At 47.6% G+C, this 20,434-nt stretch carries 13 protein-coding genes; 8 read left to right on the top strand and 5 right to left on the bottom strand.

The genetic code is table 11. The annotated features are described in order from the left end of the window. Positions 1-67 precede the first annotated feature (67 nt). Positions 68-1,681 carry an extracellular solute-binding protein gene (locus ACAN56_RS19675; RefSeq protein WP_038587724.1) on the bottom strand — a complete coding sequence of 538 codons (1,614 nt, stop codon included), beginning with the start codon at positions 1,679-1,681 and terminating at the stop codon, positions 68-70. A 307-nt stretch (positions 1,682-1,988) separates the two neighbouring features. Here ACAN56_RS19675 and ACAN56_RS19670 point away from each other — a divergent pair, with 307 nt between their 5' ends. Beyond that, positions 1,989-4,310: a helix-turn-helix domain-containing protein gene (locus ACAN56_RS19670; protein WP_038587721.1), complete on the top strand. Its 2,322-nt coding sequence runs from the start codon at positions 1,989-1,991 to the stop codon at positions 4,308-4,310. An 86-nt stretch (positions 4,311-4,396) separates the two neighbouring features. Here the strand turns inward: ACAN56_RS19670 and ACAN56_RS19665 are convergent, their stop codons facing one another. The 3 genes from ACAN56_RS19665 to ACAN56_RS19655 form a co-directional block, all read right to left on the bottom strand. Further along, positions 4,397-4,888, bottom strand: a complete 492-nt coding sequence (locus ACAN56_RS19665; RefSeq protein ID WP_038587718.1) for a pyridoxamine 5'-phosphate oxidase family protein — start codon at positions 4,886-4,888, stop codon at positions 4,397-4,399. A 125-nt stretch (positions 4,889-5,013) separates the two neighbouring features. After that, positions 5,014-6,492, bottom strand: coding sequence for a response regulator (locus tag ACAN56_RS19660; protein WP_038587715.1), 1,479 nt, complete (start codon positions 6,490-6,492; stop codon positions 5,014-5,016). Then, entirely contained in the window at positions 6,489-8,219 is a 1,731-nt protein-coding gene (locus tag ACAN56_RS19655) for a cache domain-containing sensor histidine kinase (protein WP_038587712.1), read from the bottom strand. The genes ACAN56_RS19660 and ACAN56_RS19655 overlap by 4 nt, the downstream gene beginning before the upstream one ends. Positions 8,220-8,381: 162 nt before the next feature. Between ACAN56_RS19655 and ACAN56_RS19650 the strand changes: the two genes are divergently transcribed. From ACAN56_RS19650 to gtfA, 5 genes are all read left to right on the top strand, one after another. Further along, complete coding sequence (locus tag ACAN56_RS19650; protein WP_379145204.1) at positions 8,382-9,650, top strand: ABC transporter substrate-binding protein; 1,269 nt, start codon at positions 8,382-8,384, stop codon at positions 9,648-9,650. Positions 9,651-9,747: 97 nt separating this feature from the next. Then, the gene (locus ACAN56_RS19645) at positions 9,748-10,587 is read left to right on the top strand and encodes a carbohydrate ABC transporter permease (protein ID WP_052092475.1); all 840 of its coding nucleotides are present in this window, start codon (positions 9,748-9,750) and stop codon (positions 10,585-10,587) included. After that, positions 10,587-11,408 (top strand): carbohydrate ABC transporter permease, encoded by an 822-nt coding sequence (locus ACAN56_RS19640; RefSeq protein WP_038587703.1) that lies wholly within the window; start codon positions 10,587-10,589, stop codon positions 11,406-11,408. The genes ACAN56_RS19645 and ACAN56_RS19640 overlap by 1 nt, the downstream gene beginning before the upstream one ends. 35 nt (positions 11,409-11,443) lie before the next feature. After that, positions 11,444-13,645, top strand: coding sequence for an alpha-galactosidase (locus ACAN56_RS19635; RefSeq protein ID WP_038587700.1), 2,202 nt, complete (start codon positions 11,444-11,446; stop codon positions 13,643-13,645). 33 nt (positions 13,646-13,678) lie between these two features. Then, the gene (gtfA, locus tag ACAN56_RS19630) at positions 13,679-15,124 is read left to right on the top strand and encodes a sucrose phosphorylase (RefSeq protein WP_038587697.1); all 1,446 of its coding nucleotides are present in this window, start codon (positions 13,679-13,681) and stop codon (positions 15,122-15,124) included. 76 nt (positions 15,125-15,200) lie between these two features. On the opposite strand, the gene ACAN56_RS19625 is transcribed toward gtfA, so the two are convergent. Continuing rightward, complete coding sequence (locus ACAN56_RS19625; protein ID WP_038587694.1) at positions 15,201-15,599, bottom strand: hypothetical protein; 399 nt, start codon at positions 15,597-15,599, stop codon at positions 15,201-15,203. 319 nt (positions 15,600-15,918) lie between these two features. Here ACAN56_RS19625 and ACAN56_RS19620 point away from each other — a divergent pair, with 319 nt between their 5' ends. Both ACAN56_RS19620 and ACAN56_RS19615 read left to right on the top strand, forming a co-directional pair. After that, positions 15,919-17,271, top strand: a complete 1,353-nt coding sequence (locus ACAN56_RS19620; RefSeq protein ID WP_379145200.1) for an outer membrane protein assembly factor BamB family protein — start codon at positions 15,919-15,921, stop codon at positions 17,269-17,271. A gap of 52 nt (positions 17,272-17,323) precedes the next feature. Continuing rightward, positions 17,324-20,410, top strand: coding sequence for a hybrid sensor histidine kinase/response regulator (locus ACAN56_RS19615; RefSeq protein ID WP_379145197.1), 3,087 nt, complete (start codon positions 17,324-17,326; stop codon positions 20,408-20,410). Positions 20,411-20,434 lie beyond the last annotated feature (24 nt).

Here is a 20,434-nt window from a genome sequence, read left to right as displayed (position 1 = left end):
ACCCCGACCGGCTCATTTCCGCAAGAACCCTTTTTTGCCCTTGCGGAACCACCGTAACCGGATTTATTTATTTTTTAAATTGAGCCTGGTACATCTCATTAGCTTCCTTGGTCAACTCATCGCCGCCTCTGGATTTCCACTCTGTAACGAACTTATCGAAATCATCGAGTGGAATTTCACCGCTGATGATTTGGGCGAAATATTTTTGCATCAGCGAAGTCAGGTCATTCTTGTATTTGCCATCGGAAGGCAGCGCCGAGAAGAGCAGCGCATCCGTCATATTTGGAGCGGAGGAGTAGGTTTTGATGGCTTCATTCAAATCCGGATTAGAGTATTTCTCACGGTAGGCCTGCGTCGTGATGTTACCGAATGAGAAGAGTCTAACGCCGATCTGATCGCGTGCTTCCTGCTTCTCGAAACCAGTCAGGAACGTAGTGGCTCCAGAGGTGGCTCCGCTCTCAACGAAGTCCCAATGAGTGCCCTTCACCCCGAGGCTGGTCATGTTGATGGTTTCTTCGTCACTGCTTTCTGCTCTCAGTATTTCGAACAGCTTCTCAAGCTTTTCCGGTTGATCCTTCACTTTGTTGCTGATGACGACAAAGTTGCTCTTCACTCCCCAGTCCCAGGAGCCGTCACCACCAGGTCCCTTAGGATTCTTAGCAAAGACCAGCTCCGAATTAGGATTCAAAGACTTCATTTCCGTCACGGTTCCCGAAGTCGGGAGCGCACCCTTGGCAATCTGCTCCTCAATAACACCAATCCGGTTATTGTAAAGCTTCTTGCGGTAGGAATCCTGTGTATCCGTGATAAACTCAGGGTCAATGACCCCGTCGGCATACCACTGCCGAAGTTTGGCCAGCGCTTCCTTCGTTTCCGGCATCACGGAGCCGTTCATCAGTTCTCCATTCTTCTCGTGCCACATGGTCGGTTCCACGCCGAACGCACCGAAGATGGAATAGAAGCCGGATGACCAGGTGGACGTCGCCGTACCCGTCAAGCCGTAGGTATCTTTTTTGCCATTTCCGTCCGGATCCTTCTCAGCAAATGCATAGACTGCCTTCTCGAACTCATCCAGTGTCTCCGGAGCCTTTGTGATGCCTACCTTATCCAGCCAATCCTTGCGCCAGAGCATCGCCAGATCATATGGCTTCAGATCAATAAACATTGGGATGGCCCATAACTTGTTGTCTACAGTAACGGTTTGAAACAGCGCGTTGTTTTTTTCAATATCTTTGGAATACTCCGGCATTTTTTCCTTCAGCATGTTCGGATCAATGTCCATCAGAACACCCTGATTCATATACGCTGACACGTTGGAGGGATCGCCCAACATGAAGATGTCGGGAATCTCTCCGGATGCGATGCTGGCATCGGTCACTTTCACCGGTTTGATCTTTACATTGAATTTCTCTTCAAGCCACTTCTGAACGGCGGAGTCCTCTACAACTCCCTGAGCCTGGAAGTGAATCCCCCATGTAATCTCCACCGGCTTTGCTGCCGCCTTTTCAGTGTTTGCAGTGTTTGCAGTGTTTGCGCTCTTGCTTGCTTCTGGCGAAGCCGCGTTTTTTCCATTGTTCGCGTTGTTCCCGTTATCTCCGCCATTGCCGCACCCTGCAAGCAGGCCTGCCACAACGATCACCGGCATAATGGCATTGCCTAGTTTCTTAAGTTTAGTCTGCACAAGAATGTCCCCCTAATCGAAACTGTATTAGACCGCATCCTCACGATAGCTCCCGGCCGGGGTTATGGTAGCGGTTACAACATTTAAGATAGCCTGCTCTGCCCAAGTACACAATCCTCTCTTTCGTTTCTTTTTATGTTTTTGGCCATTTCTGTCCCAGAAATCGGATTATGTTTTTCTTTTTTTTATATGTTTTTCGGTCTTCCCCTTGCCGGAAAACCCATCTGTGATATAATCCCCCTGTACCTCGCTGTGTCGCTGGTTAAATATGTAAGCGTAATCATCTTAGAGAAGTGGAGTGAGTCCCTTGCTGAGAAACCGCTCGATCAAACATAATACAATGTTCGTCAAGCTGCTTCTATCCTTCACTGCCATTGCCGTGATCACCGTCATTCTCATTTCCACCATTACTTACTCCATTTCGGCGGACAATAACATTCAGAACGCTATTGCGTACAACGAATCCATATTGACACAGCAGCAGGAGCTCATCCACAAGGAACTGACCGCCATCAAATATGCCGCCACCGGCATGATTACGACCCAGTCCTACCTGTATCATACAAACGGCAGCAAGTTAAGCGTCAGCTCCCTCATTGATCTCACCGGCTTCGTGGAAGAACAGAAGAAGGTCAGCCCCTACATCGATTCCATCTATTTATATTACGCCCCCTTGGAGCTTATCCTGACCTCGCGTCCCGAGATCAAGGCATCACCCATCTCCACCTTCGTGGACACCTCCTGGATTGAGGTCTGGAATCAGCCTTCTGACAGCCGCACAATCTGGGTTACCGGACGGCAAGACGGCTTTTCGCCGGATCATCCTGCCGCCAGTCTGCTTCAAAAAATGCCTTTAATCGGTCAAGTCGACGGTGCCATCGTCATGAATTTGAAGCTTCAGCTGCTATTCGACGACTATTTAAGCCATTATCATAATAAAAAAGGCAACACCCTTGTTTTAGGGCCGGATTCTGAACTGCTCTATTCCGATGCTGCTGCCGGGGAATCCCTGCTTCAACAGCTGGACCCCGGCCGGCTGACCGGGGCAAGCGGCTTCTACATTGATGATTCCGACCGGATCGTCTCCTATACAACCTCGGAGCTGACCGGCTGGAGATTCGTGGACATTACCAAACGTTCCGCTCTTCTGCAAGGAATGGACCGGATCAAGGTCATTGTCATCACGGTTGCGGCGGCATATCTGATAGCCGCGTTCACCTTATCCTTTTTCCTGTCCAGAAGATTGTATCGGCCGCTCCAGAGTGTAATTTCCTATATTGGCGGCTCCCAAGCCGGTCAGAAGGACGGAGAAGCCTCCCAACTGCCTGCCGGTGACGAAGCCGGCTTCATCCGTCATATCTTCGATCAGCTGGCCCGCAACTGGGAGACGCTGATGACGGAGAAGGGGAAGGCTGATTCCCTTCTTACCGATAACCGGACAGCGATCAAGGAGAAGTATTTGAACGACCTCATCCAGGGCGGCAGTACAGATCAGGCAGCGGAGCTGCTGGGGCTCCGGCTGGACTTTACCCGGTTTGCTGTGCTGACTCTTGAGCTGGAGGAGCCTTATCCGTTGAACGGACCGGATGGCAACCTCCAATTCCACTTGTTCCGCTACGGGCTGATGGAAGAGCTGGGAGGCGATATCAATGGTGAAATCTTCGCCAAGGATGAGAAGCGGACGGTGATTCTCCTGACCGTTCCTCCGGGCGACGACGAATTCCCGCTGGAGCAAGCCAAGAAGCTGAAGCAGCTTCTGCTGACCCGGTACAGCATGAACGCGACCTTCGCCGTCAGTCCAATTTACAAAGGAGAAGAAAAGGTCCGTTTGGCGTACGAGAATACTTTGGAAGCTCTGAATCTGAAAATGTACATCGGCAAAGGCGAAATTCTGTCCTATGACATTCTCGCCGACTGGAAATCAGAAGAGGAGGCTTATTATTATCCGTACGAGCTGGAAACAAAACTGCTGCAGGCGCTGCTGCAGACGGATAAAGAGGAATGCTTCAATGCCATTCGGCAGATCACCCGGACTGTGATTGACAAGAAGCTAGGGAAGGCCAATATCCAGCAGCTGTTCTTCCAGCTGAGCGGGGAAATTATGAAGACGCTTGTCCAGACCCGGGGCGATATGTCCGCAGTGTTCGGGGACAGACCGGCTTACGCAGATGTACTGGCACGTGCCGAGACCTTGTCCGATATGGAAGAGTGCCTGCTGGACATGTGCGGCAGGATCATCACCTACCACAAGGAGAAACGTTCCAAGATGACGGATGTGACCCTGCAGCTGGCGACGGACTATATGGATGCGAACTTCAATAATAATATTTCTGTGGACACGGTAGCCGAATATGTTCAGCGCAGCTCATCCTACTTAAGCCGTATCTTCAAGGAGTCCACAGGGATGACCGTCAACGATTATTTGATCCAGCTTCGCATGAAGCGGGCTATGGAGCTATTGAAGCAGCTCGACCTTTCCATTGAGGAGATCTGCCGGGAAATCGGATATGCGAACGTAAGCTATTTCAATAAGATGTTTAAGACCCGGACGGGGCTGACTCCCGGACAATACCGGCAGCAGCAGGCGGCCGACAAGCTTCTCGCTCAAGGGAAGGAAAAGGCCGAATAATCCGGCAAAAAGCCGCCGGGAAATTCCCGGCGGCTTTACTTGCGGATCAGGCCATTTATGCATTGTGTGATTATCGCCTCGGACTCCTACTTCAAATCAATCGTCTCATTAAGATTCGATTGCTCCGTATCCTGCTTCGTTAGCCGTTTAAACAGGTAAGTCACTTTCTCGGCCAGGTTGCCGCTCTTCCAATATTCAGCCGCTTCGGCTTGGACCCTTATCAGAATCACGTCGGGGTCATCATAGCTGGTCTGCAGAAAAGCATCGTAGCCGGGATTCCAAAATTCTTTTTTCTTCTCCACATCCTGCACAAGCTTGGCCGTTCCACGGATGGAGACATAGGATTTATCAGCGTATATGACATTAACCCTCGGGTCATGAAGAATTTCCTCGAATTTGCTGGTATCCTTCTTGGTAAGAAACCATAAATCTCCGTCGAACTCGACTTCCTGTGTCTTCATGGGACGGGATACCAGTCCTTCGGCCGAAATCGTTGTTAACATGGCCGTATCAATGCCTTTGATCAAATCTCTAACCGTCTCGACAGCTTCCTGATGACTGTTGTTCAATTTGGACATGCTTATCGCCTCGTTTCTTCCGGGTTATGGATAGGTTATCCAAATGCATATCAATTATTACCCAGAAAGCACAAAACATTACCTGTTCATTTCAGTTCAGCGGCGTGATGGTGTGTAATGCTAACCTATAGACGAGCCTGCTTCTTGTATTCTGTCGGATAGCAGCCTTCGGATTCTATAAATAATTTGACGAAATGTCTGGTGCTGTAATATCCCACTTGCAGGGCGATATCTTTTACCGGAAGGTTGGTCGTACTTAAAAGCTCCTTGGCCCGGTGAATCCGCAGACGAGTCAAATATTTCGTAAATGTGGTCCCTGTTTTTTTGTGGAAGGTAGAGCTCAGATAATTAGGTGTGATTCTCAGCCTCTCCGCCAACTGGGCAATGGAGATATTGCTGGCATAATGTTGTTCAATAGAATAGATCACTTCTGAGATCATATCCGGAGGCTCGCCCTCCAGTTTTTTCTTGTCAGTTAGCAGCTTATCCGCATGGCGGGTAAGTAGGGTTGTCAGCTCAACGGTTTCAAGCTCAGTACTATCATTCATTCCATATTGAATAAAACTCCGCATATGCTTTATTTGTTGCTTGGAGTGTTGTTCCGTCCTTAACAGGGTCGTAATTTCTTCCAACTCCCTGCAGTAATCCATATAGAGATGGTGATGGTAATCATCGACCAGCTTGGTCATTACAAGTCCCATATGAGCTGCCGCAGGAGGCTGCTTCTGGAGCTCTTCAAGCGAAAATCTGTGGTTAATTCCTATAACGGCACGCAGCGGCAGCAACCGGCGAATGTCCTGCAGACCTGCCAGCATGCCGCCAATATTTGTATATATGCTGCTATCAACCTGAGTATAGGCAATCCTTTGGTCTGTCAGACGGTTTATTCGGTGATATATGCTGTCCGTCATAACTTCCATCTGCAGATCGTCCTTCGGCTCCCCCTCCTGCCAACACATCGCCACTGCTGTTTCCCCGCTAGTCAGCGTAAATATTGCCACACGGCAAGTTAAAGAGGACCATCCGCTGACAGCTTCCTGTATTGCACTGTATAAACAGCGCTTGGCTTGTTCCATTTGTCCCGGGAATGCATGCGTATCTGTCGCAATCAGTAATACCTTATATTTCGTATAACGGGCTTCGGAGACGAATTCTGCCAGGCCGGGGGACTGCCCGTTATTCAAAGCTGCCAGTATGTAATGCTCAAATTCGTCGTCAAGCCTTTGGTAGGTCTGATCAATCTTAGTAAAAAGTGAATCCAGGACCGCTCCCAGCTCCTCCATCCCCAGAGGCTTTAATAAATACATAAAGGCTCCCAGGCTAAGCGCCTTGCGGGCATAATCAAACTCGGAAAAACCCGACAAAATGACCCACTGGGTATGGGGAGAAAGCTTGCGGCCGCGTTCAATCGCTTCCAGTCCGTTCATTTTGGGCATTCGGATATCGACAAAAGCTACATCGGGCTGCATTTTTGACAAAGCATTCAGCAGGTCCTCCCCGTTGGTTGCCTCACCGGCAATTGAAATGTCGCGCTCCGATTCCTCCAGCATGCTGATCAATGAGACTCTGGATAGCTTTTCATCATCTGCAACAAGCACTCTCATTTCTCCACATCCTTAAGCGGTATTCGAATGGTCACGGTGGTCCCCATTCCGGGCGAGCTATGAATATCAAAGGCAGCGGACGGATAAGCAAATTTCAAACGCTCCTGCACATTACGCAGTCCAATGCTATCCTCTAATTCAGCGGCTGGTTCCAGGAACCCGACTCCGCTATCTTCTATTTTTATGTACAAGCAATCTTCACCCTCTTGTTCAAGTCCCGCATCGACAACAAGGCGGCAGGGCATGGCTGAAGGTTCAATCCCGTGAATAATCGCATTCTCGACCAGTGGCTGGAGCAGCAGTTTGGGAATTTTAAATTCTGAAATCCGGGGATCAAACTGCAGGCTGAACTCCAAACGTTCATCAAACCGTAATTGCTGTAAACCGCAATATTTGCGCAGAAAAGTAAAGGTTTCCCCTATGGTAGTCCAATTCTCCTGAACAAGCGTATATCGCAGTAGCGAGCTGAGAGAAAGGATGGCCTCCTCCAGTTTTTTCTTTTCGCCGATCCTGTTCAGCGCGAAAAATCCATTTAACGTATTGAACAGAAAATGAGGCTCAATCTGGGCTTGCAACGCCCGGAATCTCATCTCCTTTTCATTCAAGACGGCGACGTATTCTTTTTGGATCAGCTCGTTGATGGTGTCAATCATATGGTTGAAGGAGTATCCCAGACTGGCGATTTCGTCTTTGCCGACGGGCTCCAGCCGGACCTGGAAATTCCCTCTCTCCACCTGCTTCATGGCCTGTTTCATTTGAAGAAAGGGACCCACAATCCAGCGCGAAACATAACGCAACAGCAGCAATGTGAGCAGCAGGCCGATAAAGGCGAATAGAAGCCCTACAATATACATCCATTCTACCTTTTCCCTCAGCTCTGATTTCGAAAGCAAGGCAACCATTTTCCAATTGGCCTGGCGAATCGGTTTGGAGATGACGACATAAGATTCTCCGGAATCTTTAACCTGAGATACCCCTGCACTGGAGATCTCTTTGAGAATGTGCTCTGACAAAGGGGCCGTGGAATAAAAGACCTCTCCCTTTTCATTGAGGATCGCACTAATGGACCGCACGCCAAAATCCTTGATCACAATCTCGTCCAGCAAGCTTGTCTCCGCATCAGCCATAATGACAGCCAGCGGACGAAGGGATTCAGGATCTTTAATAACGCGGGCTACGGAAAATACACGTTTGGTCAGCGGGGCTGTAAAATAATCCTGATGGTGGGTGCTAATAAAGGTTGCTTTGCCATCCGCCTGTACCGTTTGAAGATACCACGGCTGATCAAAAAACGGATAATCTTCAACGACATCCGACAGACCGTTGGTCTGACTGTATACGTCACCATTTTGAGTCAGCAGCAAGGCGGCTGATAAATTGTTGCCGTAGGTCAACAGAAATGCCGGCAGGAAGGTATTTAAGGACAGCTCCACCGGGTATTTGACGAATTCGGTGTTGGAAGAATAATCAGAAGTATTCTTAGTAATCAATGCTTGCATTAATTCCGGGCTAAAATAGGGAAGATAAGTGATTTGCTCTAACTGTTCCAGATAGGTCACAATATGTTCGGTCATGGAGGTAAGCGTGTTCCGCGTCAGCGCTTCGGTCTCCCGTTCCAAAAGATACTGATAATAAGCCGGCATGCAAACCATAATAATCGCCACGGGTATGGCTATGATCAATGCGTAAGAAAGGGTTAATTTGGATCGCAGCGTATGCAGTTTCATTGGAAGCCCCTCCTTTACTACAACAAGAATAAGGAAAGTACACCCAGAAGTCAATTCGAGAAATGAGCGCATAAATCGTAGAATGGTGTCATTTGATAGCGCTTTTATAAATGCTATTCTTTTGTATGTAAGCGCGTTAATTAATAATTGGGGGATGACAAAATGAAAAAGAAATATCTAAGTTCTGTACTGGCTGCCAGTCTCTGTCTCGGACTTGCTGCCTGCAGCAATAACGAAAACAAGAATGTGGAAGGTGCTGCAGAGAACGTCAAGCTGACCATGATGCTGACCGTAGGTGAACAGGGTGTACGGGATGTCATCCAGGAAATTGTAGCGAATTATCAAACGGAACATCCGGGGACACAAATCGAGGTTCAGTTCCCAGGCTCCAACTATGAAAGTATTATGAAAATGAAAATGGCCTCCAACGAATTACCGGATATTTTCGATACCCATGGCTGGGCCAAGCTCCGTTACGGTGATTACACCATGGATCTGAAAAACGAACCTTGGGCAGCAAAAATGTCGGACACGATCAAACCGACGCTTACTGATAAAAGCGGTAAAGTCTACGCACTGCCGCTCAACGAAGCGAAAGACGGCCTTTTCTATAATGTTAAAGTACTTGAAAAATACGGTGTGACGCCGCCTGCTACCCTGGATGAGCTTCTGGCTTCCGCCGAAAAAATCAAAACAGAAAGCAAAGGTGAAGTCATTCCGATGTTCTTCTCCGGGCTTGATCCTTGGACCATCGGCCAGTTCTTTGATATGATGGCAAATCCGCTTCTGATTACTCCGCCGCAGAATGAAGCCCAGGCACTTCTTGATGGCACCTTCGACTGGAATAAATGGACCTATCTGCCTGAGAAATTCAAGGAAATATATGATAAGGGCTATACGAACAACGACTTGCTGACGGCAAAATATGCGGACGAAGCCCGTCTTTTCGCTGAAGACAAGCTGGCATTTGCGTTCCATACTCCTTCGTCCTATGCAGATATCCAAAAGATCAATCCTGATGTGAAAATGGGAATCGCTCCGCTGCCGGCTATTGTTGCAGGCGACGAGCCTACCTTTGCCGGAGGCGAGCGGCTTGCACTCGGGGTATGGAAGGACACCAATTATCCTGAACAAACGAAAGATTTCCTGAATTATATGGCGCAGCTGGATAATGTCAAGAAAGTATCCGATGCAACCCTTTCTCCAGCCGCCCTCAAGGATGTATCCGGCGGTGGCGCTTTCAGTGAGTACTATGATCAATATAAGGATACTAAAGTACTGCCTTATTTTGACCGGATATACCTTCCTAACGGCATGTGGGATGTAATGATTACGAACGCCCAGGAATTGTTGGCCGGAAATATTACCGCTAAGAAATACAGCGAGAATATGAAGTCAGAAGTAGAACGGCTAAAAGCTCAGCAGAAATAGATATAGAGCAGGAACAGAGAGTCCTCACTGAAGAGAGGGCTCTCTGTTCCTCATATTGGGAGGGAATTGTGTGAAGAAATCATTACTCGGAATCAATATGATGTATTTGCCGGCATTGATTTTGTTTGCTGCATTTATTTTTTACCCGTTTATGAACGGCATACGGATCTCTTTTACAAACTGGGACGGCTATTCGCAAAATTCCGCCTGGGTTGGCTTAGCCAACTATAAACGCTTATTTACAGATCCGAATATAGGAACGGTTGTCAAAAATACATTAACCTACGGTTTGGGCAGCACAATTCTGCAAAACTTGTTTGGCTTGCTGTACGCGCTTTTGCTGAACCAGAGCATTAAAGGCAGAGGAATCGTTAGAACAATCATCTATTTGCCGGTCATTATCAGCCCTTTGATCATGGGTTACATTTGGTATTTCATCTTCCAGATGAACGGCGGCGCCTTGAACGATCTGGTTAAGCTGTTTGGCGGAGATCCGGTTAATTTCCTGGCCAATCCGCAGCTGAATGTCTGGCTGATTACGCTGGTCAACACCTTTCAATTTGTCGGTACGGCCATGATTATTTATTTGGCAGGCCTGCAGTCCATTTCTGCCGATTATTATGAAGCAGCTTCATTGGACGGCGCATCCGCTTGGCAGCGTTTCAAGAATGTCACCTTCCCTCTGCTAGCCCCGTCAATCACTATCAATGTGGTCATTAATATCATTGGCGGACTGAAGCTGTTTGACGTAATCATCGCTCTAACCAACGGAGGCCCCGGCTACGCCTCACAGTCTCTGTCGACGATGATGTACCAAATGTATTTTGCCAGACAGGACGCTGGATACGCAGCATCTATGGGTAACTTAATGTTCTTTATTACTAGCATTATCGGCATAGCTGCATTGATTCTGCTGCGGAGAAAGGAGAATGCATAATGGCAACCCCCAAAATAAACAAGTGGCAAATCGCGTTGATGGCGCTGATTGGCGTAGTTCATATTGTTCCGCTGTACCTATTAGTCAGCACCGCGTTCAAAAAGGAAAGTGATTTAAGTTCGAAGTGGGTTCTTCCGGGTTATTTCAATCTGGACAATTTCAAGAATGCTTGGCAATATGCCAATCTAGACCGTGCCTTTATTAATAATATAATCATCACGTTTTTTGCCGTTCTCCTTATTCTGGTTGTCGGTTCGCTTGCCTCCTATCCGTTGTCCCGTTTTCAGACACGCTTGAATAAATTCGTTTATATTCTGTTCATTTCCGCGCTGATCGTCCCCCCCTTGACCGTGTTAGTGCCGCTATACCAGTTCATCGTGGACTTGAATGGTCTGAATACGTATTGGGGTGTGATCCTGCTCAATGTAACCTTCAATCTTCCGATGACCATTTTCTTGTACACCGGTTTTATCGGCACCATCCCCAAAGAACTGGATGAAGCCGGGATGATTGACGGAACCTCCAGAGTAGGACTATTCTTCAAAATCATTTTGCCGCTGCTGCAGCCCGTAACGGTGACGGCGATTATTTTGTCAGGGGTTTCGATCTGGAATGACTATCAATTCTCTCTTTTCTTCCTGCAATCGTCCAGCATGCATACACTGACAGTGGCCTTATCCGCATTCTTCTCCCAGTTTACCAGCAATCTGAGCTGGGTAGCCGCCGGATCTCTGATGTCCATGCTGCCGCTTACGCTGTTGTATCTTTTCCTCCAGCGTTTTTTCATTGCCGGCTTATCCGCCGGGGCTGTAAAAAGCTGAACCTCGTTAATTAACCGTTAAAGGAGTGAGCCCAGATGAGTATACAATTTGATGCCGAATCCCGTACGTTCCATTTAACAGCGGGTGAGACCAGCTACATCCTGCGAATTATTGATGGGGGTTACCTGGCCCATCTCTATTGGGGCAAACGTCTCCGCCGATATGATGGCAGCAATGCGCTGCAATATTTGGACCGGGGATTCTCCCCTAACCCCAACCCGGATGACCGCACTTTCTCTCTAGACACACTTCCGCAGGAATATCCGGCTTATGGAGGCACTGATTTCCGCAATCCGGCCTACCAAATCCAGCGAGCAGATGGAACAACTATCTCCGATCTGCGGGTGATCTCCCATCAGATCGTACAGGGAAAACCGTCCATAGACGGACTTCCCGTTACTTACGTGGAAGACGAACACGAAGCACAGACCCTGCAAATCCATCTGCTGGATTCCCTCCTCGGTCTCTCCGTTACGTTGTCTTATACCGTTTACGAAAGACGAAATGTAATTGCCCGCTCCGTCCGGCTGCTGAATAAAGGAGCCGAGCCCTTGCAGGTCCTGCGGGCTTTCAGCGCCAATGTCGATTTCCGCGATGACAATTTTGATATGGTACATCTTCCCGGCGCCTGGGCCAGAGAACGGCATATTGAACGACAACCGCTGCATAAGGGAATCCAGTCTATTGAGAGCCGCAGGGGTGCCAGCAGCCACCAGCACAATCCCTTTCTTGCCTTGGCACGAAAAGGAGCTACAGAAGAATGCGGTGAGATCTTTGCATTCAGCCTGGTGTACAGCGGAAGCTTTACAGCCTCAGCGGAAGTGGATCAGTTCTCGACCACGAGGGTCTCTATGGGGATTAATGATTTTGACTTCAGCTGGAGTCTTGAGCCTGGCGGGGCATTTCAATGTCCTGAAGCAATCCTTGTCTACTCCGCGAATGGATTGGGAGAAATGTCCCGGACGTTTCACGGATTGTTCAGAGAACGTTTATGCCGCGGGGAATACCGCGACCAGGTCCGCCCCATTCTGATTAATAACTGGGAAGGAACCTACTTTGACTTTAATGCAGACAGTATCGAACGGATCGCAGAAGCCGGCAGCTCACTTGGCATGGAGCTGTTTGTCTTGGATGACGGCTGGTTTGGCAAACGCGATGATGATAAATCTTCCCTCGGAGACTGGTTTGTTAATGAGAACAAGCTGGAGGGCGGATTAAACAGGCTGGCCGGGCGAATCGTGGACAAGGAGATGCAATTCGGCTTATGGTTCGAGCCGGAGATGGTCTCACAGGAAAGTGAGCTGTACCGCAAGCATCCTGATTGGTGTCTGCATGTTCCCGGCCGCAACCGTTCCGAGGGACGCAACCAGCTGGTTCTTGACTTCTCGCGGACGGAAGTATGCGACGAAATCATCTCCATGGTTTCAGACATCCTGTCGTCCGCCCCGATTACCTATGTCAAATGGGACATGAATAGACATATGACAGAGATCGGCTCGGCGACCCTTCCGCCGGTGAGACAACGCGAAACCGCTCACCGCTATATCCTTGGCTTGTATAGAGTAATGGAGGAACTGACGACAACGTTCCCGCATGTCCTATTCGAAAGCTGTTCAGGCGGAGGCGGGCGTTTTGATCCAGGCATGCTGTATTATATGCCACAGACCTGGACAAGCGATAACACGGATGCCGTATCCCGCTTGAAGATTCAATATGGAACAAGCCTTGTCTATCCGATCATCTCCATGGGTGCCCATGTCTCCGCTGTTCCGAATCATCAAGTCCACCGCAGCACTTCACTGGACATCCGCGGGCATGTCGCCATGAGCGGGAACTTCGGATACGAGCTTGACGTAACCGCGTTAAGCGAAGAAGAAAAGGCTGAGATTCGGAGGCAGATTGAGCTTTATAAAACAAACCGGATGTTAATCCAATTTGGCGGTTTTTACCGGCTGCTCAGCCCGTTTGAAGGTAATGAAACCGCATGGATGTTTGTTTCCGCCGACCAGAGTGAAGCGCTAGTCTTTTATTTTAGAACCGGAGCGGAGGCAAACAGCCGGGTGAGCTCGGTTCGACTGCAAGGTCTGGATGAGAGCAGCAATTACTCCTGCGACAAAGGCGGAGTCTATGGCGCGGACGAACTGATGAACAGCGGGCTTGCTGTTCCCGCACTATGGAAAGGCGATTATGAAAGCATCATGTGGAAATTAACACGAGAAACGAACATCACCCACTAACAAAACCTACAGGGCAGAGAGGAACATTTTATTATGCAAATCAAAAATGAAGCCATGTTGATCACCTATGCCGATAGCTTGGGACGCAATTTACAAGAATTGAATGAAATATTGGACAAACATTTAAAAGGAGTGGTCGGCGGGGTCCATTTATTGCCCTTCTATCCTTCGTCCGGCGACCGCGGATTTGCACCCATGGATTATACCCAAGTGGATGAATCCTTTGGATCATGGTCTGAGGTTGAAGAGATGAGCGGGAAATTCTATATGATGTACGACTTTATGATCAATCACATTTCCAGACAGTCGCCTTATTTCCGGGATTTCCTGGATAAAAAAGAGGATTCGGAATATGCTGATCTGTTCATCCGCTATAAGGACTTCTGGCCCGGCGGCGAACCCACAGATGCGGATGTCGATCTGATCTATAAACGCAAGCCCCGTGCTCCGTACGTTGAAGTCACATTTAAAGACGGCACTACGGAGAAAGTCTGGTGCACCTTTGATGAGCAGCAAATTGACCTGGATGTGACAACAGAAACCACGAAGAAGTTTGTCCGGGACAATCTGACTTTTCTCGCCGGAAAGGGAGCTTCGATTATCCGCCTGGATGCTTTTGCTTATGCTAACAAAAAGATTGGAACGAACTGCTTTTTTGTAGAGCCGGAGATCTGGGAAATGCTCAAGTATTCCGAAGATATTGTAAATCCTACCGGTATCACCGTGCTGCCTGAAATTCACGAACATTACAGCATTCAGCTGAAGATTGCCGAGCAGGGTTATTATGTCTACGATTTTGCGCTCCCGATGCTCGTACTGCATGCGCTGTTCAGCGGGAAGGCCCATCGTCTGGCCCACTGGCTGCAGATTTGTCCGCGCAAACAATTCACCACCCTGGATACTCATGACGGCATCGGAGTCGTTGATGTGAAGGACTTATTATCAGATGAGGAAGCGGAAATGACCCGTGAACATCTCTACAGTCAAGGTGCCAATGTTAAGAAAATTTACAGTACGGAAGCATACAACAATCTCGATATTTATCAGATTAATTGCACTTATTATTCTGCACTCGGAAACGACGATCAGGCCTATCTACTGGCGAGGGCTCTTCAGTGCTTTGCACCGGGTATCCCGCAAATCTATTATGTAGGCTTGCTGGCGGGAGAGAATGATATTGAACTGCTGGAGAGCACGAAGGAAGGACGCAATATTAACCGGCACTATTATACCAAAGAGGAAATTGAGGTTGAGACCAAACGCCCCGTTGTGCAAAAGTTGTTCCAGTTGCTGAAATTCAGAAACAGCTGCCCTGCCTTCAGTGGCGATATTGCAATTCAAGAGAAAAGCAGTCATGAGCTGGAAATCACGTGGAAACATCAAGCTAGTGAGGCAAAGCTTACAGCGAATCTACTGACCAAGCAGTTTACCATTCTGGCTAGAGAACAGGCAGCAGAGTGGGCTGAGGTATTTGTGTAGGGTAGAATATAAACAACCAGCGCGCACGGATGCAATCCGTGCGCGCTGGTTTATTTTTATATCTGATAAAATAAAATCAACTATCATACATCATGGAGCAGATGATAGAACGTTGAAGGTCTATTTCTCTTTTTACAATCTTAAAAACTTCTTCCAGCGATGAGACAAACACTAAATCTTCTTGAGTGAAATAAGCTAGTGTTACTTTTACGCTCTCTTCATACGTTATAACATAAGGACTATCCTTACTTTGCAGGGTCTCTCGTGCCATTTCAATTAAGTCTATGTAATCAGCATATAGGCGCTCTCGGATGGATGCTGCATCTGCACTTAGGGGACTCCAAGAATAAGCTCCTCCTTCAACAACTGCAGTTGAACCTTCAAGAAAAGTTAATCCCGAATATTGGTTAACAAGTTCTTCATAGCGTTTTTCAATCCCCAAATATGTCTGTACAAGGATGCTTACAGTACTCAAACAAACTTGCCTCCTATCTTAATAATTATATGAAGACAAGATTCTATTCCTTTTTTAAAAATGATCTCAAGAGCTTCATTTTAGCTGACTCAAGTATATATGTATTTAAAGTTCCTGTATATATATATGAATATTTTAATATTTGAAAAATAAGCTTTTTTCTCGGACCATTGTTTCAATTGGATCTCTGCTCCCTGCAGAATTCAAATTCAATTCCCCCTCTATTCCAATGTAACTTTTTAACAAATAATAAGTCTATATATATAGAAGTTCCAGAATATGCACCGGTTACAATATAATTGAGGATGGAGGATTCACAATGAGAAAGGAACAATATTTCAAGAAACTCAGCTGTGCCATCTGTGCTGCACTGATGCTGCCACTCGGAGCGGGTGATGGAACAGCTCAGGCAGAAAAGGCGGCAGTAAGCACAAGCAACGTCTATTACCAGCAAATAGAGGCACCGGCGGTACAACCTGCTTGGTCCCTGTCGATCGCAAAGCCCAAAGTGGCAGATAACCCTGACCCGGTGACAGCCATCGCAGAGAACGGCAAGGTATTTATGCTGCAACCAAACGGCAAGCTGGCCGCATTGAAGGCAGCAACCGGCACCAAGCTCTGGGAATATGGCAGCCAGTTGGCTCAGCGAATGGTGTACAACAATGGCGCCATTTACGGAATGACCCAAGCGGGGACGCTTTATAAGGTGAAAGAAGAAAATGGAGGCAAAGTTTGGTCCGCCACACTCGGCTACTCGGCTGCTGACAGCCTTACGGTAACCGGAGGAACGGTGTATGTGACTCAAGGGCAAAAAATGGCGGCCGTAGATGCCGCAACCGGTAAAATCAAATGGCAGATTGCCGAAGATCCAAATAATTACTACTCTGGCTCAAAACCGCTGGAGGCTGAGGGTGTTGTCACTAGAAATTATGCCGTATCCGGCGCACTCACCATGCCTCTGATCGCCGTATACGATAAATTGACCGGCACCAAGCTGTGGGAGGCTTCCAGGCAGAAGGGTACGCTGGCCATAAAGGATGGCATTCTTTATTCGGAGCGCGAGTTATTCATGCTGGATGATGACCCGGTGAACCGCAAAATCAAAATCGCCGCCTTCAATCTCCGGACCGGAGCACTCAAAGGAGAGCGGACCTACAGTTGGACGGACAATGCCGTAACGGACGGAATATATCGCGGGGGCGGCTCTTATGGCTCCGCATTTCTTAACGGAAACGATCTGTACATTTACCAAGGGCAGCGCCTCGCTCTATACGATTTCAATAACTATGTACCCGGGGCAGAGCCGGTGAAGAAATGGGCCCAGGAGAGATATGATCAGCGCTCCCCTCTGGGCCTGGTGCATCAGGACCGGGTCTATTTCACCGATTACAACAGCCATGGCCTGATTGCCATGAAACTGAATACCGGACAATATATACACTTTGATGAGGGAGAGAACGCTACGGTGCAAGCCGCTATATTCGGCAAGGGGGTTTATGTCGGACAGTCCGACGGACTGCTGCATGCCTATGACCTCATAAGCTCGAAACCTGTATTCACTGTCCGTACCGGATCACGCGAATTCGGCCCCCTGCTGAAGACCGGCGGCATGCTGCTGATTCAATCCGGCGGCAAGCTCCATGGGATTAAACTGCCCGCCTCACTGAAATAGCCGGAGAACAAGAAGGTTCAGGCATATTGTCATGTCGAATGAGAGGTTCATTATGAAGAAAACTAAAATATGGATAATATCCACAATATTTATGGTCGTCTTAACCGGTTTACGTCTGGAATGGCTGCAATATAATCTGGCTGCAGACTATCCAGTTGCGGAACAAGGGGTACTGGATCTGCGGGGATGGGATTCTCTGACCGAACACTCTCTGCCGCTGAATGGCGAATGGGAATTCTATCCCGGTGTGCTCCCATTCAGGAATGGCAGTTCATTGTCTGAACTTCAACCACCAAGCCAATGGATCCAAGTTCCGGCTACTTGGAATTTAAAGGATGATTTATATGGCAAGGGCAAGTATGGTTCCGGTACTTACCGCTTGAGGATTCTTCTGGACCCAGACAAGGGAGAGTCTTACGGCGTCCACATCACGCGGATAAAAAGTTCGTCAGAAGTATACATAAACCGACAGCTGCTAGGTCACTCAGGACAGCCGGGAATGACCAAAGACAACTACACACCACTAGAAAAACCGTATACAATGTATTTTACAATAAAAGATCAGAGCGAAATTGAGCTTATCATACAAGTCTCTAATTTTGACGGAATTCGTAGTGGCGGGATTGTTCATTCCGTTGAATTCGGACTGGAAAACGCACTTAGAAAAAACATAAAAATAAAAGAAAATGTGCTCTGGATTGCCTGTGTGGCTTATGCCCTTCATGCCCTCTACGGATTTTTGTTATATGTTTTAGGAGTCCGGAACAAGCAACTGATTTCTTTCTCAATGATGATAGTTTGTATTATTTTCGCTACGTTACTAACCGATGCAAGGTTATTGTATAAGTGGCTTCCCTTCACCTATATCTGGGGACAAAAAATTGTCTATATCGTTATGCTGTCAGGTGCGTTCTTTTTGCAGCAATTGATTAAGGACAAGCTTCCTTCTTGGGTGCCCAACCGGGCGGTTCAAGTCTACAAGCTCCTGTGCTGCGTTGCAATTCTGGCGGTGTGCCTTCTGCCTTTACATATTGTGAAAGGTCATGAAACCCTATATTTCGCTCTAATGTTCATTCCTTGCCTGCTTACTCCTTATGTGATGTACAGATCGACGGTCAAGCAGGTTTCGGATAATATTTTTCTGTTCCTAGCGGCTCTTGCTGCTGTCAGCAGTATGATTTGGCTTGTTATTTACGAAAAGGCCCGGATTGAGGTGCCCTCATATCCTTTCGACCTTATTATTGCGATGATTTGTATTGCAGCCTTTTGGTTCAAACGCTTTATCGGGGTGTCACGGGACGCTCAGGAGCTGGCAGGTATACTGCAAAAGGCGGACAAACAAAAGGACGAGTTTCTGTTTACTGTGGCCCATGAACTACGTAATCCACTGCACGGTATGATTAACCTCTCAGAGTCGGTATTCGACAGAGAACAGAACAAGCTGGGGATAAACAGTGCTAACGACCTTCATTTGCTGGTCAAGGTTGGCCGGCGTATGTCTTATATGCTGAACGATCTGCTGGATATCGCCAGACTTAAGGAAAATCAGATTCATTTAAACTTTGAGGCTATTTCCGTACATGGCGTTGCTTCAAGTGTTCTCGATATGCTTCGCTTTATGATAGAGGGCAAGCCTATTCAGTTGGTCAACTGTATACCGGCAGATTTCCCGCCAGTATTTGCTGATGAGTACAGATTGAATCAAATTCTGTTCAATCTTTTACATAACGCTATAAAGTACTCCGAAGCAGGCGAGATTTCAGTATATGCCGAAATTAAAGGCGAATGGGCGAGCATTTCGGTTGCAGATACGGGGATGGGGATGGATTCGGAAACAATAAGTAGAGTGTTCGAGGCGTACGTTCAGGCACCTTTAGACTCGGCTTCATTCAGGGGGGGAGTTGGCCTGGGGCTTAACATATGCAAACAGCTTGTTGAAATGCATGGTGGAACGATAGAGGTACGATCGGAGAGCAATATCGGCTCTATTTTCACTTTCACATTAAAGCTTGATACAGATGGAGCTGATGGGAAGCTACCTGCACTGGTACCTGAAGCTCCAGATAATACTGCTGTAAGCCATGATGTTAGAGCTTCTCTCGACACGAGCTCTCCTTACACAGAGCTAAATCTCACTTTACCTACTGACAAGATACAATTGATGATTGTTGATGATGATCCTGTTAATCTAAATGTGCTAAAGTCAATTTTTGCGAATGAGCATTATGATCTGTTTTCAGCAATCAACGGCGTAGAAGCACTAGCCCTGCTGGAAACAGGCGTATGGGACCTAATCATTTCCGATGTAACCATGCCGATAATGTCCGGCTACGAACTGACTGCACGAATTCGCGAACGTTTTTCTATTGCAGAGCTTCCTGTCCTTCTCTTAACAGCCAGTAATCGAGAAAAGGATATTGAAGCGGGATTCCGGTCCGGGGCAAATGACTATGTAACCAAACCAGTGAATGCAACCGAACTGAAGTCCAGAGTAAGATCGCTGACAAATCTCAAAAAATCGGTAAATGAAGGATTGCGTATGGAAGCTGCATTGCTGCAGGCTCAAATCAAACCTCATTTCCTGATTAATACGTTTAATGCTGTATCTGCTCTCAGTAAGATCGATCGGGGAAAAATGGATGATTTAATCGATGAACTCACCAACTATTTTAGGCTTGGCATAGATTTTCAAAACTCTGACCGCCTTGTAACACTTGATCGGGAGCTTAGTCTTATTCGTTCCTATCTGTATATCCAGCAAAAGCGATTCCAGGACAGGCTTCAGGTGGTATGGGAGATTGACGATAACATACAAGTCGAAATTCCTCCTTTGACTATTCAACCGCTTGTAGATAATGCCGTTACCCATGGCATATTAAATAGGCCTGAGGGCGGGGAAGTACGAATTAGAGTAGCCGATATTGGCCAGGCTGTCGAGATTTCCGTTTCCGATAATGGTATGGGGATTGATGAAGAAACCCTCAAACATATTCTAGATATAAAGACAAACAGCCGAACGGGTATTGGTCTGTTAAATACCGACCGGCGGTTAAAACGATTTTGTGGGAGTACGCTGAGAATCCAGAGCGTAGTCGAGTCAGGGACTGTGGTCTCATTCAGTGTGGCGAAAAAACTTTAAGTTAACTGAAACAACTTATTTTGT

This window comes from Paenibacillus paludis (assembly GCF_042610515.1).
Classification (GTDB): domain Bacteria; phylum Bacillota; class Bacilli; order Paenibacillales; family Paenibacillaceae; genus Paenibacillus_AQ.
Note: the sequence above shows the minus strand (reverse complement) of the source record. Positions and strands in the feature narration are given on the sequence as shown.

What these genes read in the sequence shown, in the direction of transcription:
- ACAN56_RS19665 (WP_038587718.1), bottom strand. Translation starts at nt 4,888, where the DNA reads ATGTCCAAATTGAACAACAGTCATCAGGAAGCTGTCGAGACGGTTAGA.
- ACAN56_RS19660 (WP_038587715.1), bottom strand. Translation starts at nt 6,492, where the DNA reads ATGAGAGTGCTTGTTGCAGATGATGAAAAGCTATCCAGAGTCTCATTG.
- ACAN56_RS19655 (WP_038587712.1), bottom strand. Translation starts at nt 8,219, where the DNA reads ATGAAACTGCATACGCTGCGATCCAAATTAACCCTTTCTTACGCATTG.
- ACAN56_RS19650 (WP_379145204.1), top strand. Translation starts at nt 8,382, where the DNA reads ATGAAAAAGAAATATCTAAGTTCTGTACTGGCTGCCAGTCTCTGTCTC.
- ACAN56_RS19645 (WP_052092475.1), top strand. Translation starts at nt 9,748, where the DNA reads ATGATGTATTTGCCGGCATTGATTTTGTTTGCTGCATTTATTTTTTAC.
- ACAN56_RS19640 (WP_038587703.1), top strand. Translation starts at nt 10,587, where the DNA reads ATGGCAACCCCCAAAATAAACAAGTGGCAAATCGCGTTGATGGCGCTG.
- ACAN56_RS19635 (WP_038587700.1), top strand. Translation starts at nt 11,444, where the DNA reads ATGAGTATACAATTTGATGCCGAATCCCGTACGTTCCATTTAACAGCG.
- gtfA (WP_038587697.1), top strand. Translation starts at nt 13,679, where the DNA reads ATGCAAATCAAAAATGAAGCCATGTTGATCACCTATGCCGATAGCTTG.
- ACAN56_RS19620 (WP_379145200.1), top strand. Translation starts at nt 15,919, where the DNA reads ATGAGAAAGGAACAATATTTCAAGAAACTCAGCTGTGCCATCTGTGCT.
- ACAN56_RS19615 (WP_379145197.1), top strand. Translation starts at nt 17,324, where the DNA reads ATGAAGAAAACTAAAATATGGATAATATCCACAATATTTATGGTCGTC.